The organism is Hydrogenophaga sp. L76 (genome assembly GCF_057654755.1).
Genome location: NZ_CM172807.1, coordinates 3,941,392 through 3,955,132, shown reverse-complemented (window position 1 = coordinate 3,955,132; position 13,741 = coordinate 3,941,392). Strand labels below are relative to the sequence as shown.

The window sequence follows — 13,741 nt, the reverse complement described above, 5'->3', positions numbered from 1 at the left end:
TCCTAGTGTGAGTGGCTTCCGCAGGCTGAGCCTGCTTTTTCCGGCATGGCGGCATCGCGGTCAACCCCCGCCTGGAGGAGGCGTTGCTGGTAGTCGGCCCACAGCGCGTCTTGCTGGCTGCCCAGGAAATACAGGTAGTCCCAGGAAAAAATGCCGCTGTCGTGACCATCGCTGAACGTGGGCTGCACCGCGTAGTTACCCACAGCCTCCAGCGCCAGAATGCCGACCTCGCGCTTGCCGGTCTGCAGGACTTCCTGGCCCGGGCCGTGGCCCTGGACTTCGGCCGATGGCGAAAACACCCGCATCAGTTCGAACGGGATGCGGAAGTCGCTGCCATCTGAAAAGCTCACCTGCAGCACGCGCGACTGGCTGTGCACTGTGATGTCCTGCGGTGTCGGGGTGTTTTTGTCGAGTCCTGCCATGGCTGTCTCCTGTTGGTTGACTGTGATCAGACCAGCACGCGTTCGATGCCGCCCTGGTTGGCTTGCGCCACGTACTCGGGCAGCCAGTCCTTGCCCAGAATCTGGTTGGCCATCTCGACCACGATGTAGTCGGCTTCGAGCAGACCGTTGTTCAGGTCGTCGCCGTAACGCGTCAGGCCCTGCAGGCAGCTCGGGCACGAGGTCAGCATCTTGATGTTGGCCTGGGCGCCCACGGTGCCGGCGGCGCGCAGCTGCGCCTCGCCCTTCTTGATCTCTTCCTCCTTGCGGAAGCGGATCTGGGTCGAGATGTCAGGCCGCGTCACGCCGAGCGTGCCGCTCTCGCCGCAGCAGCGCTTGCTCTCGACCACGTTGTCGCCCACCAGCGCTTTGACCGTCTTCATCGGGTCCTGCAGCTTCATGGGCGTGTGGCAGGGGTCGTGGTACAGGTAACCGCCCTGCCCGGCCGGCAGCGTGATGCCTTTTTCCAGCAGGTATTCGTGGATGTCGATGATGCGGCAGCCGGGGAAGATCTGGTCGAACTCGTAGCCCTGCAGCTGGTCGTAGCAGGTGCCGCAACTCACCACCACGGTCTTGATGTCCAGGTAGTTCAGCGTGTTGGCCACGCGGTGGAACAGCACCCGGTTGTCGGTGATGATTTTTTCGGCCTTGTCGAACTGGCCCGAGCCGCGCTGCGGGTAACCACAGCACAGATAGCCCGGCGGCAGCACGGTCTGCACGCCCGCGTGCCAGAGCATGGCCTGCGTGGCCAGCCCCACCTGGCTGAACAGGCGCTCCGAGCCGCAGCCAGGGAAATAGAACACCGCCTCGGTCTCAGCCGTCGTGCCCACCGGGTTGCGGATGATCGGCACGTAGTCCTTGTCCTCGATGTCCAGCAGCGCGCGCGCTGTCTTCTTGGGCAGACCGCCAGGCATCTTCTTGTTGATGAAGTGGATCACCTGCTCCTTGATCGGCGCCGGGCCCAGCGTGGCCGGCGGCGCGCTGGTCTGCCTGCGCGCGGCGAGCTTCAGCACCTTGTTGGCCAGACGCTGGGCCTTGAAGCCCACGTCCACCATGGCCGAGCGCATGAACTTGATGGTCTCGGGGTTGGTGGCGTTCAGGAAGAACATGGCCGCGGCGTTGCCCGGGCGGAAGCTCTTCTGCCCCATCTTGCGCAACAGGTTGCGCATGTTCATCGTCACGTCGCCGAAGTCGATCTTGACCGGGCACGGGCTCAGGCACTTGTGGCAGACCGTGCAGTGGTCGGCCACGTCTTCAAATTCTTCCCAGTGTTTGATGCTGATGCCGCGGCGCGTCTGTTCTTCGTACAGGAAAGCCTCGACCAGCAGCGAGGTCGCGAGGATCTTGTTGCGCGGCGAATAGAGCAGGTTGGCGCGCGGCACGTGCGTGGCGCAGACCGGTTTGCACTTGCCGCAGCGCAGGCAGTCCTTGACCGAATCGGCGATGGCGCCGATGTCGCTCTGCTGCATGATCAGCGACTCGTGGCCCATCAGTCCGAAGCTGGGTGTGTAGGCGTTGGAGAGATCGGCGCTGCGCAGGCTGCTGTCAGAGGCGAGGCCTTGTACGCCCGACAGGTCGCGCAGCAGCTTGCCCTTGTTGAAGCGACCCTCCGGGTCCACCTTGGCCTTGTACTCGGCGAAAGGGCGCAGTTCGTCGTCGGTCAGGAATTCCAGCTTGGTGATGCCGATGCCGTGTTCGCCCGAGATCACGCCGTCCAGGCTGCGCGCCAGCACCATGATGCGGCCCACCGCTTCGTGCGCGGTCTGCAACATCTCGTAGTCGTCGCTGTTGACGGGGATGTTGGTGTGCACATTGCCGTCGCCGGCGTGCATGTGCAGCGCCACCCACACGCGGCCTTTCAGCACGCGCTGGTGGATGGCGTTGATTTCGCTCAGGATGGCGCCGAACGCCGCGCCATTGAAGATGCCTTGCAGCGGCGCGCGGATCTGCGCCTTCCAGCTCGCGCGCAGCGAATGGTCCTGCAGCTGCGGGAACAGCGTGTCCACGTCACGCAGCCAGCCGGCCCAGAGCGAGCGCACCTCGCGCACCAGCGCCAGCGCCTGCTGCACGCGGTCTTCCAGCAGCTCGGCGCTGGGGATGTCGTTGGCGTCGTCGGTCTTGCCCAGCGGCAGCTGGCCGCGGGTGAAGAAAGCTTCCAGCGCTTCGCAGAGCTTGAGCTTGTTGCGCAGCGAAAGCTCGATGTTGATGCGCTCGATGCCTTCGGTGTACTCACCCATGCGCGGCAGCGGGATCACCACGTCTTCGTTCACCTTGAAGGCGTTGGTGTGCTTGCTGATGGCCGCGGTGCGCTTGCGATCGAGCCAGAATTTCTTGCGCGCCTCGGCGCTGATGGCCACGAAGCCTTCGCCGCTGCGGCCGTTGGCCAGGCGGATCACCTCGCTGGTGGCGCGGGCCACGGCGTCGGCGTCATCGCCCACGATGTCGCCCACCAGCACCATCTTGGGCAAGGTGCCGCGCTTGCTCTTGGTCGCGTAGCCCACGGCCTTGAGGTAACGGTCGTCCAGGTGCTCCAGGCCCGCGAGGATGGCACCGCCCGGGCGCTTCATCTCGGCGAACATGAAGTCCTTGATGTCCACGATGGACGGCACGCAGTCCTTGGGATTGCCGAAGAACTCCAGGCAAACGGTGCGCACGTGCTCGGGCATGCGGTGCACCAGCCAGCGCGCGCTGGTGATCAGGCCGTCGCAACCTTCTTTCTGGATGCCCGGCAGGCCGGCGAGGAACTTGTCGGTCACGTCCTTGCCCAGGCCTTCCTTGCGGAAGGTCGAGCCCGGGATCACCAGCTGTTCGCTGCGGACGTGCGTCTTGCCATTGGCCTCGAAGTACTTCAATTCGAAGGTTGCCACTTCGGCGTCGTGGATCTTGCCGCGGTTGTGGTCCAGGCGCGTGACTTCCAGCCACTGCGCCTGCGGCGTCACCATGCGCCAGCTCACCAGGTTGTCCAGCGCCGTGCCCCAGAGCACGGCCTTCTTGCCGCCCGCGTTCATGGCGATGTTGCCACCTACGCACGAGGCTTCTGCGGAAGTCGGGTCCACCGCGAACACATGGCCGGCGCGCTCGGCCGCATCGGCCACGCGCTGCGTCACCACGCCGGCCTCGGTCCAGATCGTGGGCAGCGGCTCGGCGTGGCCGGGCACGGCCACGAACTCCACCTCGGTCATGGCTTCGAGCTTCTCGGTGTTGATCACCGCGCTCTTCCAGGTCAGCGGAATCGCGCCGCCGGTGTAGCCGGTGCCGCCGCCGCGCGGCACGATAGTGAGGCCCAGTTCGAAACAGCCACGCACCAGCTCGGCCATCTCGGCCTCGGTGTCGGGCGTGAGCACCACGAACGGGTATTCCACGCGCCAGTCAGTCGCGTCGGTCACGTGGGACACACGCGAGAGGCCGTCGAACTTGATGTTGTCCTTGGCCGTCAGGCGGCGCAGCGCCTTGGTGGCGCGCTGGCGCAGCGCGGCCATCTCTTCAAACGAACGGGCAAATGCATCGACCGCACCCCGGGCCGCGGCCAGCAATTCGGCCACCAGGGCATCGCGCGCGGCATCGTCCTGCGGTGTGCGACGCTTCTGCACCTCGCCCAGACGGTGGTGCAAGGCCTCAACCAGCGCAGCGCGGCGCTTGGGGTTGTCGAGCAGGTCGTCCTGCAGATACGGGTTGCGCTGCACGACCCAGATATCGCCCAGCACCTCGTACAACATGCGGGCCGAACGACCGGTGCGGCGCTCGCCGCGCAGCCCGTCCAGCAGGCTCCAGGCCCGGGCACCGAGCAGGCGCAACACAATTTCACGATCTGAAAAAGATGTGTAGTTGTAGGGGATTTCGCGCAGACGCGGCGCGTCCTCGGTGGCAGTTTCGAGCAGCGAAAGCGGGATGGGAGCGTTCATGGGTATGGAGGCGATCAGCGGGAACCGCCGAACGTGCGATGGTACCGCAGCGCAACATACACACACCTCGGCGGCGGGTACTGGCACACTCGCGCCAACCCTGCTTTTCAACGCGTTGAACACCATGCCAGACACCCCCGAAGCCGGACCCAAGCCCTGGCCCTACCCACGCTGGATTGCCCACCGCGGCGCCGGCACGCTGGCACCGGAAAACACCCTGGCGGCGTTCCGGCTCGGCGCATCACACGGCTACTGCATGTTTGAGTGCGATGCCAAGTTCAGCGCCGACGGCGTGGTGTTTCTGCTGCACGACGACACGCTGGAGCGCACCACCAATGGTCAGGGCCTGGGCGGCGCCCAGCCCTGGGCGGCGCTGAGCCGTCTTGACGCCGGCGGTTGGCACTCGCCAGCCTATGCGGGAGAACCGCTGCCCACGCTGGAAGCCGTGGCGCGTTTCTGCCTCGCCAACGGTTGGCTGCTCAACATCGAGATCAAGCCCACGACAGGTCTGGCGCGAGAGACCGGCCGGGAGGTGGCGCAAGAGGCCGCCCGCCTGTGGGCGCAGCGCCCTGAGGCAAAGCCACCCTTGCTGACCTCGTTTGAACCCGAAGCATTGCAGGGTGCGCGCGAAACCCAGCCCGGGCTGCCGCGCGGCCTGCTGCTGGAAACTTTGTGGAGTGGCTGGCTGGAAACCGCCATCGAGCTCGGTTGCCAGGCGGTGATCTGCGATCAGGACCAGTGGGAGGCCGGCAACGTGGCCCAGGTGCACCAGGCAGGTTTGCGCACCCTCGCCTACACGGTCAACGAAGAAACCTCGGTGCAGCGGCTGCTGGCGCTGGGCATAGACGGCTTGATCACCGACCGGGTGGATGGTTTCCCGCCCGACTGATCAACGACTGCGCATCCACCAGGCCAGCGTGCCCTGGGCCAGCACCAGCGCGGCGTAGGTGAACATCTTGCCGTCGCGGCCGAACAGGATCAGCCCCCCCAGCAGCACGAGCACACCTGCCCCCGCCAGCACACCCACCTCGACCGCCGGCCGCCAGCGCACCGCGCGTTTGCCGCGACCGATGCGCGGCCCGAGCCACAGCAGGGCGGCCATCACCAGGGCCGGCGCGACGAAGTTGGCAAGGTGGCCCAACAGGGCGAAAAATGTCATTCGGGGCGAGCCTGAGTTTCAGAGAGCCGGCAATTTTATAATCGGGCCATGTCTGTCTGGGCCCTCGGCATCAACCACCACACGGCTCCGCTCGATTTGCGGGGCCGGTTTGCCTTCGCGCTCGACCAGATCCAGCCCACGCTGAACGGCTACCGCCAGAGTCTGGCACGCCAGCCCGAGGCCACGCTGCTCTCCACCTGCAACCGCACCGAGCTCTATGGCGCGGGCGATCAGGCCGCCGTGGAGCCCACGCTGGAGTGGCTCGCCCACACCGGCGGCGTGAGCACCCACGTGCTGCGTGACCACGCCTATGTGCTGCGCGAAGACCAGGCCGCGCGCCACGCCTTCCGCGTCGCCAGCGGGCTCGACAGCATGGTGCTGGGCGAGGCCCAGATCCTGGGGCAGATGAAGGACGCGGTGCGCGCCGCCGACGAGGCTGGCGCCCTGGGCACCACGCTGCACCAGCTGTTCCAGCGCTCGTTCGCGGTGGCCAAGCAGGTGCGCACTTCGACCGAGATCGGCGCCCACTCCATCAGCATGACCGCCGCCGCCGTGCGGCTGGCGTCCCAGCTGTTCGAAGACCTGAAAGACATCAAGGTGCTGTTTGTCGGCGCCGGCGAGATGATCGAACTCGCCGCCACGCACTTCGCGGCCAAGACACCCAAGGCCATGGCGATCGCCAACCGCTCGCTGGAGCGCGGTGAAAAGCTCGCCGGCCGTTTCGGTGCCGAGGTGATGCGCCTGGCCGACATTCCGGACCGCCTGCACGAGTTCGACGCCGTGGTCAGCTGCACCGCCAGCACCCTGCCCATCATCGGCCTGGGCGCCGTCGAACGCGCTCTCAAGAAGCGCAAACACCGCCCCATGTTCATGGTCGATCTGGCCGTGCCCCGCGACATCGAGATCGAGGTCAAGGGCCTGAGCGACGTCTACCTCTACACCGTGGACGACCTCGCCAGCGTCGTCCAGACCGGCAAGGACAGCCGGCAGGCCGCGGTGGCGCAGGCCGAAGCCATCATCGACGCCGGCGTGCTCAGCTTCATGCACTGGATGGAGCAGCGCAACCCGGCCAACGGCATGGTGCCGCTGATCCAGCAGATCCACGCCCAGGCTGACGCCTGGCGCAGTGCTGAAATGGCGCGCGCCAAAAAGCTGCTGGCTCGCGGTGAACCGGTCGACGCGGTGCTGGAAGCCATGTCGCGCGGCCTCACGCAAAAGATGCTGCACGGTACCCTGGCCGAGCTGCGCGCGGGCGATGCCGACACGCGCGCAGCCACTGCGCAGACCGTCTCGCGCCTGTTCCTGCGCGACGACCCCGTCAAGCCGCCGCGGAATTCCTAGCGCCCCGGCCTGCCACCGCGCGCCGGTCCGCACCAGCGCGTCAGCAACCCCGCCGCTCCCTCGGCGCCCCCGACCCCCTTTGCCCGCTCCATGAAACCCTTCGTCCGCGACACCCTGATGCGCCAACGCGCCCGGCTCCACGAGCTGGACGCCCTGCTGGCCGCGCCCGACGTGGTGGACAGCATGGACCGCTTTCGCGCACTCAGCCGTGAACACGCCGAAGTGGGCGCCGTGGTCGAAGTGTTCAACCGCTACCTGCAGCGTGAAGCCGATCAAACGTCCGCCACCGAGCTGCTGCAGGACCCGGACATGGCCGAGATGGCCGAAGAAGAAATCAAAAGCGCCCGCGCCGATCTGGAAACGCTCGACGCCGAACTGCAGCAACTGCTGCTGCCCAAAGACCCGGACGACGAACGCAACGCCTTCATGGAAATCCGCGCCGGCACCGGCGGCGACGAGTCAGCCCTGTTCGCCGGCGACCTGGCCCGGCTCTACACGCGCTACGCCGAAGCCCAACGCTGGACGGTCGAGGCGGTGAGCGAGTCGCCCAGCGAACTCGGCGGCTACAAAGAGGTGGTCCTGCGCATCGTGGGCCACGGCGCCTACGGCAAGCTGCGCTTCGAATCGGGTGGCCACCGTGTGCAGCGCGTGCCGGTCACCGAAACGCAGGGCCGCATCCACACCAGCGCCGCCACCGTGGCCGTGATGCCCGAACCCGACGAGACCGAGGCAGTGAAACTCAATCCGAGCGAGCTGCGCATCGACACCTACCGCGCCAGCGGCGCCGGCGGACAACACATCAACAAGACCGATTCGGCCGTGCGCGTGACCCACCTGCCCACCGGCATCACCGCCGAATGCCAGGACGGCCGCAGCCAGCACAGCAACAAGGCCAAGGCCTTGCAGGTGCTGACCGCACGCCTGCAGGAAAAGGACCGCAGCGAACGCGCCGCCAAGGAAGCCGCCACCCGCAAGGGCCTGATCGGCAGCGGCGACCGCAGCGACCGCATCCGCACCTACAACTTCCCGCAGGGCCGCCTGACCGACCACCGCATCAACCTCACGCTCTACAAGCTGCTGCAGGTGATGGAGGGCGACCTGGGCGACGTGATCCACGCCCTGCAGGTGGCACGCGGCACCGAGCTGCTGGCCGAGCTCGAACAGCGGAACAGCCTGTGAACACCGGGCAGAACCTCCGCGAAGCTCTGACGCAAGTCCAGCAACGGGGCCTGGACCGGCTGGACGCCCAGATGTTGCTGCTGCTGGCGCTGGGCCGCGACCTGAATCACCGCGCCTGGCTGCTGGCGCACGACACCGACCCCATGCCCACCGGTGCCGCAACGCGATACGCCGAACTGGTGCACCGCCGCCTGGCCGGCGAGCCAGTGGCCTACCTGGCGGGTGCCAAAGCCTTCTTCGGCCTCAATCTGCAGGTGGACCCGCGCGTGCTCGTGCCCCGACCGGACACCGAAACCCTGGTTCAGTGGGCGCTGGACATGTTGGCGCCACCACCCGCCCATCCCCGCTTCCTGGACCTCGGCACCGGCAGCGGCGCCATCGCCCTGGCGGTGAAATCGCAGCGCCCCGACGTGGCGGTTTCCGCCACCGATGCCAGCGCCGACGCCCTGACCGTGGCGCGCTCCAACGCGGAACGCCTGGGTCTGGCGGTGGACTTCCATGCGGGTTCCTGGCTACAGGCCGTGCCCGGCCAGCGCTTTGACGTGATCGCCAGCAACCCGCCCTATATCGCTGACGGCGACCCGCACCTCGCCGCCCTCGGCCACGAACCCCTCGGCGCGCTCACCTCGGGCCCCGACGGGCTGGACGATATCCGGGAGCTGGTCAAGAGCGCGCCCGCCACACTGGCCCCGGGCGGCTGGCTGCTGCTGGAGCATGGGCACGATCAGGCGGTCGCCGTGCGCGCCCTGCTGGTGCAGCAAGGCTTCGGGCAAGTCAGCAGCCGCTGCGACCTCGCGGGCATTGAACGGTGCAGCGGCGGGATCTGGCCGCAACAGCGATAATTCGGGCTGTTTTCGGGCCGCGTCCGGCCCGCCCAGATCAGGAGTTATTTGCCATGAGCGACGCCCAGACCCAAATCGACCAGTTGGTCAAATCCAACGACATCGTGCTCTTCATGAAGGGCAATGCCAGTTTCCCCATGTGCGGCTTCTCCGGCCGTGCCATCCAGATCCTGAAAGCCTGTGGCGTCGACACCAAGACGGTGAAGACCGTCAACGTGCTGGAAGACGAAGGCATCCGCCAGGGCATCAAGACTTACAGCAGCTGGCCCACCATCCCGCAGCTCTACGTCAAGGGCGAGTTCGTCGGTGGTTCGGACATCATGATGGAGATGTACGAGTCGGGCGAACTGCAGCAGGTCATCAACGGCCAGGCCTGAAGCCCCTTCGCCCCCAGCCAAGCCACCTTCGGGTGGCTTTCTGCTTTCTGGCCTGCGTCTTTTGGCACGCTGACGCCAGAAACCTCGTGAAGCGGTGCTTTGTTCCGGCTTTTCCTGCATTGAGCTCTGGCATGTCTTGTGCTTGAATGAAAGCGTTGCCGAACCCCACAGGAGAACCGCATGAGCTCACGCAGCCTGGTCGCTTCACCCTCCCTCGGACTGCCCATCGCCCGGATGCGCAGCGTGTTCAGCGCCGACGAAGTCGAACGCAAGCTGGCCCACCTGCAGGCCAGCGGCAACGAACGCGAATACGAGGGCCTGCGCAACACCTGGCAACGCATGCTCGAACGCGGCCCGCAGCGCTTCGCGGTCAAACCCTCGGGCGTGCCCGACATGGCACCGCTTTACGACCTGCTGCCCAATTTTGGTGAGGTGCTCGACGACGTGAAGCGCCACGTGGCCCTCAGCCAGGACAGCCGCGACAGCCTGGAGGTGACCCCGATCCTGCTGCTCGGGCCGCCCGGCGTAGGCAAGACCCATTTCGCCAAACAGATCGCCGACCTGCTGGGCACCAGTATGAGCCTGGTCCCGATGAGCTCCATGACGGCCGGCTGGCTGCTGTCGGGGTCCTCGTCGCAGTGGAAGGGCGCCAAGCCCGGCAAGGTGTTTGAGGCGCTGGTGGACGGCCAGTACGCCAACCCGGTGATCGTGGTCGACGAGATCGACAAGGCCAGCGCCGATGCGCAGTACGACCCGCTGGGCGCGCTCTACAGCCTGCTGGAGCACGACACGGCGCAAAACTTCGTGGACGAGTTCGCCGAAGTGCCGATCGACGCCAGCCAGGTGATCTGGATCACCACCGCCAACGACGAGCGCACGATTCCCGAGCCGATCCTCAACCGCATGAACGTGTTCGAAATCGCAGCACCCTCGCCCGAAGCCGCGCGCAAGATCGCCGCCCACCTGTACCGCAGCATCCTGGGCGAACACGACTGGGGCTTGCGGTTTGCCCCCGAACCGTCAGACGATGTGCTGGACCAGCTGGCCTGCCTGGCGCCTCGCGAAATGCGCCGGGCTCTGGTCACCGCCTTTGGCAATGCCCGGCTCGACAACCGCTACAGCGTGGCGGCGGACGACCTGCCCAAAGCAGGCAGCGGCAAGTCGCGGATCGGGTTCCTGCAGTAGGCGCCACCAGCGAACGCAGACCTGCAGGCGCTGAGGTCCTGGCTCAGGCGTCCGGATGAATCCAGTTGCGCGACGCGGCATACACCGCGTTCGGGTACTCCGACCGGCCACGGCTGCCGTTGTAACGGCCCAGCGCCAGGAAGGTGTCGCCGCGCTCGCGGTCCAGGTAATGGCGCAGGATCACGCAGCCGAAACGCAGATTGGTCTGCATGTTGAACAACCGGGACGGGTCACCGTCGCCGATCAGGCGCGACCAGAACGGCATGATCTGCATGTAGCCCCGCGCGCCCACGCGCGAAATGGCGAATTTTCGGAAGGCGCTCTCGACCTGGATCAGCCCCAGCACCATCGTGGTGTCCAGCCCGGCGCGGCGTGTCTCGTACCAGACGGTCTGCAGGAACTCGATGCGCGTCTGGAAATCCGGTTTGCGTTTCTTCAAACGCTCACTCATGACGCCGAGCCAGCGCAGGTGTGACAGCCGCTTTTCGACATCGGTGAACTCCGGCACCGGCGGAGCGCTGTTGGCGATGGCGGCGCTGAGCACCGAACGCACCGAGTCAGCGAGGGGCTCCTCCAGCTGGCGCCCGGCCCAGGCGCTGCCTGGAGCGGCCAGCAGACCGAGGCCGCCCAAGCCCAGTGCCCCGGCGCTGGCCAGCCAGTCGCGACGCCGCAGCGGACAAGCGTCGAACTGCGCCACAGGACCACCCCCAGCCTTCATGCCGCGATCCGCTCCTTCAGAAAGGCCAGCACCTCGGCCGCGGCCACCTTGGTCGCAGCCGCATCACGGCGGTGCTGGTACTCGATCTGGCCCTCCTTGATGCCACGGTCGCCGATCGTCACGCGGTGTGGCACACCAATGAGCTCCCAGTCGGCAAACATGGCGCCAGGGCGTTCGCCGCGATCGTCCAGCAACACGTCCACGCCAGCGGCCACCAGTTGTTCGTGCAACAGCTCGGCAGCAGCTTTCACCTCGGGGCTGCGGTCCATGCCGATGGGACAGATTACCACGGTGAACGGGGCGATCGCATCGGGCCAGATGATGCCGCGCTCGTCGTGGTTCTGCTCGATGGCCGCCGCCGGCAGGCGCGTGATGCCGATGCCGTAACAGCCCATCTCGAAGTGCGCGGGTTTGCCGTCCTCCCCGAGGAAGGTGGCGGCCATTGCCTTGCTGTATTTGGTGCCCAGATAGAACACATGGCCCACCTCGATGCCGCGCTCGATGGCCAGGGCGCCTTGGCCGTCCGGCGAAGCATCGCCCTCCACCACATTGCGCAGGTCGGCCACCAGTTCGGGTTCGGACAGGTCGCGCCCCCAGTTCACACCGGTCATGTGAAAGTCGGGTTGATTGGCACCGCAGATCCAGTCGGCCATCACCGCCACCTCGCGGTCCACCACCAGTTTCACCGGCAGTTTCAGACCGATGGGCCCAAGGTAGCCCGGCTTGCAGCCGAAGTGGGCTTCGATCTCGGACACCGTGGCAAAGCGGAAGCCGGCGCTCAACCCGGGCACCTTGCTCACCTTGACTTCGTTCATGTCGTGGTCGCCACGCAGCAGCAGCAACCACACCTGACTCTTCACGATCTCACCGGCTTCGTTGAGCGTGTCGGTCGCCAGCACCAGCGACTTCACGGTCGTGGCCAGCGGCACCCCCAGCAGTTCGGCCACATCGGCGCAGGTGCTCTTGCCGGGTGTCGGCGTCCTGGCCATGGCGTTGGCGGCCGCCGGCCGAGGACTCAAAGGCGCCAGCGCCTCGGCTTTTTCCATGTTGGCCGCGTAGTCGCTGCCCGGGCAATAGACGATGGCGTCTTCACCCGTGGCGGCGATCACCTGGAACTCTTCGGAAAGGTCGCCACCGATGGCGCCGCTGTCTGCAGCCACCGCGCGGTAACGCAGGCCGAATCGGTCAAAAATGCGGCGGTAGGCCGCGGCCATGACCTGGTAGCTCGCCTTGGCGGCGGCTTCGTCGCGATCAAAGCTGTAGGCGTCCTTCATGATGAACTCGCGACCGCGCATCAAGCCAAAACGCGGCCGTCGTTCATCGCGGAACTTGGTCTGGATCTGGTAGAAATTTTTCGGCAACTGCTTGTAGCTGCGCAGCTCCTGTCGAGCGATATCGGTCACCACCTCTTCACTGGTGGGCTGCACCACAAAGTCGCGGCCGTGGCGGTCCTTGATGCGCAGCAGCTCAGGCCCCATCGCCTCGAAGCGCCCGGTCTCCTGCCAGAGCTCGGCGGGCTGCACCACCGGCATGGTGAGCTCCACCGCGCCGGCGCGGTTCATCTCCTCGCGCACGATGGCCTCCACCTTCTGGATCACCCGCAGACCCATGGGCATGTAGCTGTAGATGCCGGCGCCGAGCTTCTTGATCATGCCGGCGCGGGTCATGAGCTGGTGGCTGACCACCTCCGCATCGGCCGGGGCTTCCTTGAGGGTGGAAATAAAGAACTGGGAGGCTTTCATGGGTGCGGCTGCCGTGCGGCAGTGTGGGTCGTTCAAACGGAGTCGGTGGGCGCCGGATCAGCGTCGACGATGCCCGTCGGGCATCGGGACTTACCCCTCATTGCAGCGCAACAGGTGGGCAATCACTTCGCAAGCCGCAAGGGGCGATGCATAATCCAGACAGTTCAAAAAATTTGAGGTTGATTATGCTTGACAGGGAAGGCTTCAGGCCCAATGTCGGCATCATTCTGCTCAACCAGAGAAACCAGGTGTTCTGGGGCAAAAGGATTCGTTCCCACTCCTGGCAGTTCCCGCAAGGAGGCATCGACCGGGGCGAAACGCCCGAACAGGCGATGTACCGCGAGCTGCACGAAGAAGTGGGTCTCATGCCCGAACACGTGTGCATCGTTGCCCGTACGCGGGACTGGTTGCGCTACGAAGTGCCGGACAGATTCATCCGCCGCGATGCGCGCGGTCACTACAAAGGTCAGAAACAGATCTGGTATCTGCTGCGCCTGGTTGCACAGGACTGGCATCTCAATCTGCGCGCCACCAGCCACCCGGAGTTTGACGCCTGGCGCTGGCACGACTACTGGGTGCCGCTGGACGTGGTGGTGGAGTTCAAGCGCGGCGTCTACGAAATGGCGCTGACCGAACTCGCGCGTTACCTGCCCAGGAACGAACACCGCAACCGCTATCTGCGCGGCGCCGGGCGCCAGAGGGGCTTGGACGACGGACCCCATGCGGCGTACTCAAGCGGTGCGCCACCGTGCATGGAGTTGCCCCCTGGGGCGAGTTTCGACCCCGATCCGCAAGGCGATCTGCGCGCGGGCGATTCGAACAACGCCGACTTACCCCGACCACCGCTGTGAATCGC

General features: G+C 66.1%; 12 protein-coding genes. 7 read left to right on the top strand and 5 right to left on the bottom strand.

Going from position 1 to position 13,741, the window contains the following annotated elements; translation table 11 throughout:
- Positions 1-2: 2 nt before the first annotated feature.
- Complete coding sequence (locus AC23D4_RS19240; RefSeq protein WP_472889189.1) at positions 3-422, bottom strand: gamma-butyrobetaine hydroxylase family protein; 420 nt, start codon at positions 420-422, stop codon at positions 3-5.
- Positions 423-448: 26 nt separating this feature from the next.
- Positions 449-4,342 (bottom strand): DUF3683 domain-containing protein, encoded by a 3,894-nt coding sequence (locus AC23D4_RS19235; RefSeq protein ID WP_472889188.1) that lies wholly within the window; start codon positions 4,340-4,342, stop codon positions 449-451.
- A gap of 124 nt (positions 4,343-4,466) precedes the next feature.
- Here AC23D4_RS19235 and ugpQ point away from each other — a divergent pair, with 124 nt between their 5' ends.
- Positions 4,467-5,231 (top strand): glycerophosphodiester phosphodiesterase, encoded by a 765-nt coding sequence (gene ugpQ, locus AC23D4_RS19230; RefSeq protein ID WP_472889187.1) that lies wholly within the window; start codon positions 4,467-4,469, stop codon positions 5,229-5,231.
- On the opposite strand, the gene AC23D4_RS19225 is transcribed toward ugpQ, so the two are convergent.
- Complete coding sequence (locus AC23D4_RS19225) at positions 5,232-5,501, bottom strand: hypothetical protein (protein WP_472889186.1); 270 nt, start codon at positions 5,499-5,501, stop codon at positions 5,232-5,234.
- Between the two features lie 48 nt (positions 5,502-5,549).
- Between AC23D4_RS19225 and hemA the strand changes: the two genes are divergently transcribed.
- The 5 genes from hemA (at position 5,550) to AC23D4_RS19200 (ending at position 10,425) form a co-directional block, all read left to right on the top strand.
- Positions 5,550-6,842 (top strand): glutamyl-tRNA reductase, encoded by a 1,293-nt coding sequence (gene hemA / locus AC23D4_RS19220; protein ID WP_472889185.1) that lies wholly within the window; start codon positions 5,550-5,552, stop codon positions 6,840-6,842.
- 90 nt (positions 6,843-6,932) lie between these two features.
- Positions 6,933-8,021, top strand: coding sequence for a peptide chain release factor 1 (gene prfA / locus AC23D4_RS19215; RefSeq protein ID WP_472889184.1), 1,089 nt, complete (start codon positions 6,933-6,935; stop codon positions 8,019-8,021).
- Complete coding sequence (gene prmC, locus AC23D4_RS19210) at positions 8,018-8,863, top strand: peptide chain release factor N(5)-glutamine methyltransferase (RefSeq protein WP_472889183.1); 846 nt, start codon at positions 8,018-8,020, stop codon at positions 8,861-8,863. The genes prfA and prmC overlap by 4 nt, the downstream gene beginning before the upstream one ends.
- 53 nt (positions 8,864-8,916) lie before the next feature.
- On the top strand, positions 8,917-9,240 hold the full coding sequence (gene grxD, locus AC23D4_RS19205) for a Grx4 family monothiol glutaredoxin (RefSeq protein ID WP_472889182.1): 324 nt from the start codon (positions 8,917-8,919) through the stop codon (positions 9,238-9,240).
- A 180-nt stretch (positions 9,241-9,420) separates the two neighbouring features.
- Positions 9,421-10,425, top strand: a complete 1,005-nt coding sequence (locus AC23D4_RS19200; protein WP_472889181.1) for an AAA family ATPase — start codon at positions 9,421-9,423, stop codon at positions 10,423-10,425.
- A 43-nt stretch (positions 10,426-10,468) separates the two neighbouring features.
- On the opposite strand, the gene AC23D4_RS19195 is transcribed toward AC23D4_RS19200, so the two are convergent.
- Complete coding sequence (locus AC23D4_RS19195) at positions 10,469-11,143, bottom strand: lytic transglycosylase domain-containing protein (RefSeq protein ID WP_472889180.1); 675 nt, start codon at positions 11,141-11,143, stop codon at positions 10,469-10,471.
- Complete coding sequence (locus AC23D4_RS19190; protein ID WP_472889179.1) at positions 11,140-12,885, bottom strand: proline--tRNA ligase; 1,746 nt, start codon at positions 12,883-12,885, stop codon at positions 11,140-11,142. Before AC23D4_RS19190 ends, AC23D4_RS19195 begins: the two co-directional genes overlap by 4 nt.
- 185 nt (positions 12,886-13,070) lie before the next feature.
- On the opposite strand from AC23D4_RS19190, the gene AC23D4_RS19185 reads away from it, so the two are divergent.
- On the top strand, positions 13,071-13,736 hold the full coding sequence (locus AC23D4_RS19185) for an RNA pyrophosphohydrolase (RefSeq protein WP_472889178.1): 666 nt from the start codon (positions 13,071-13,073) through the stop codon (positions 13,734-13,736).
- Positions 13,737-13,741: the final 5 nt, after the last annotated feature.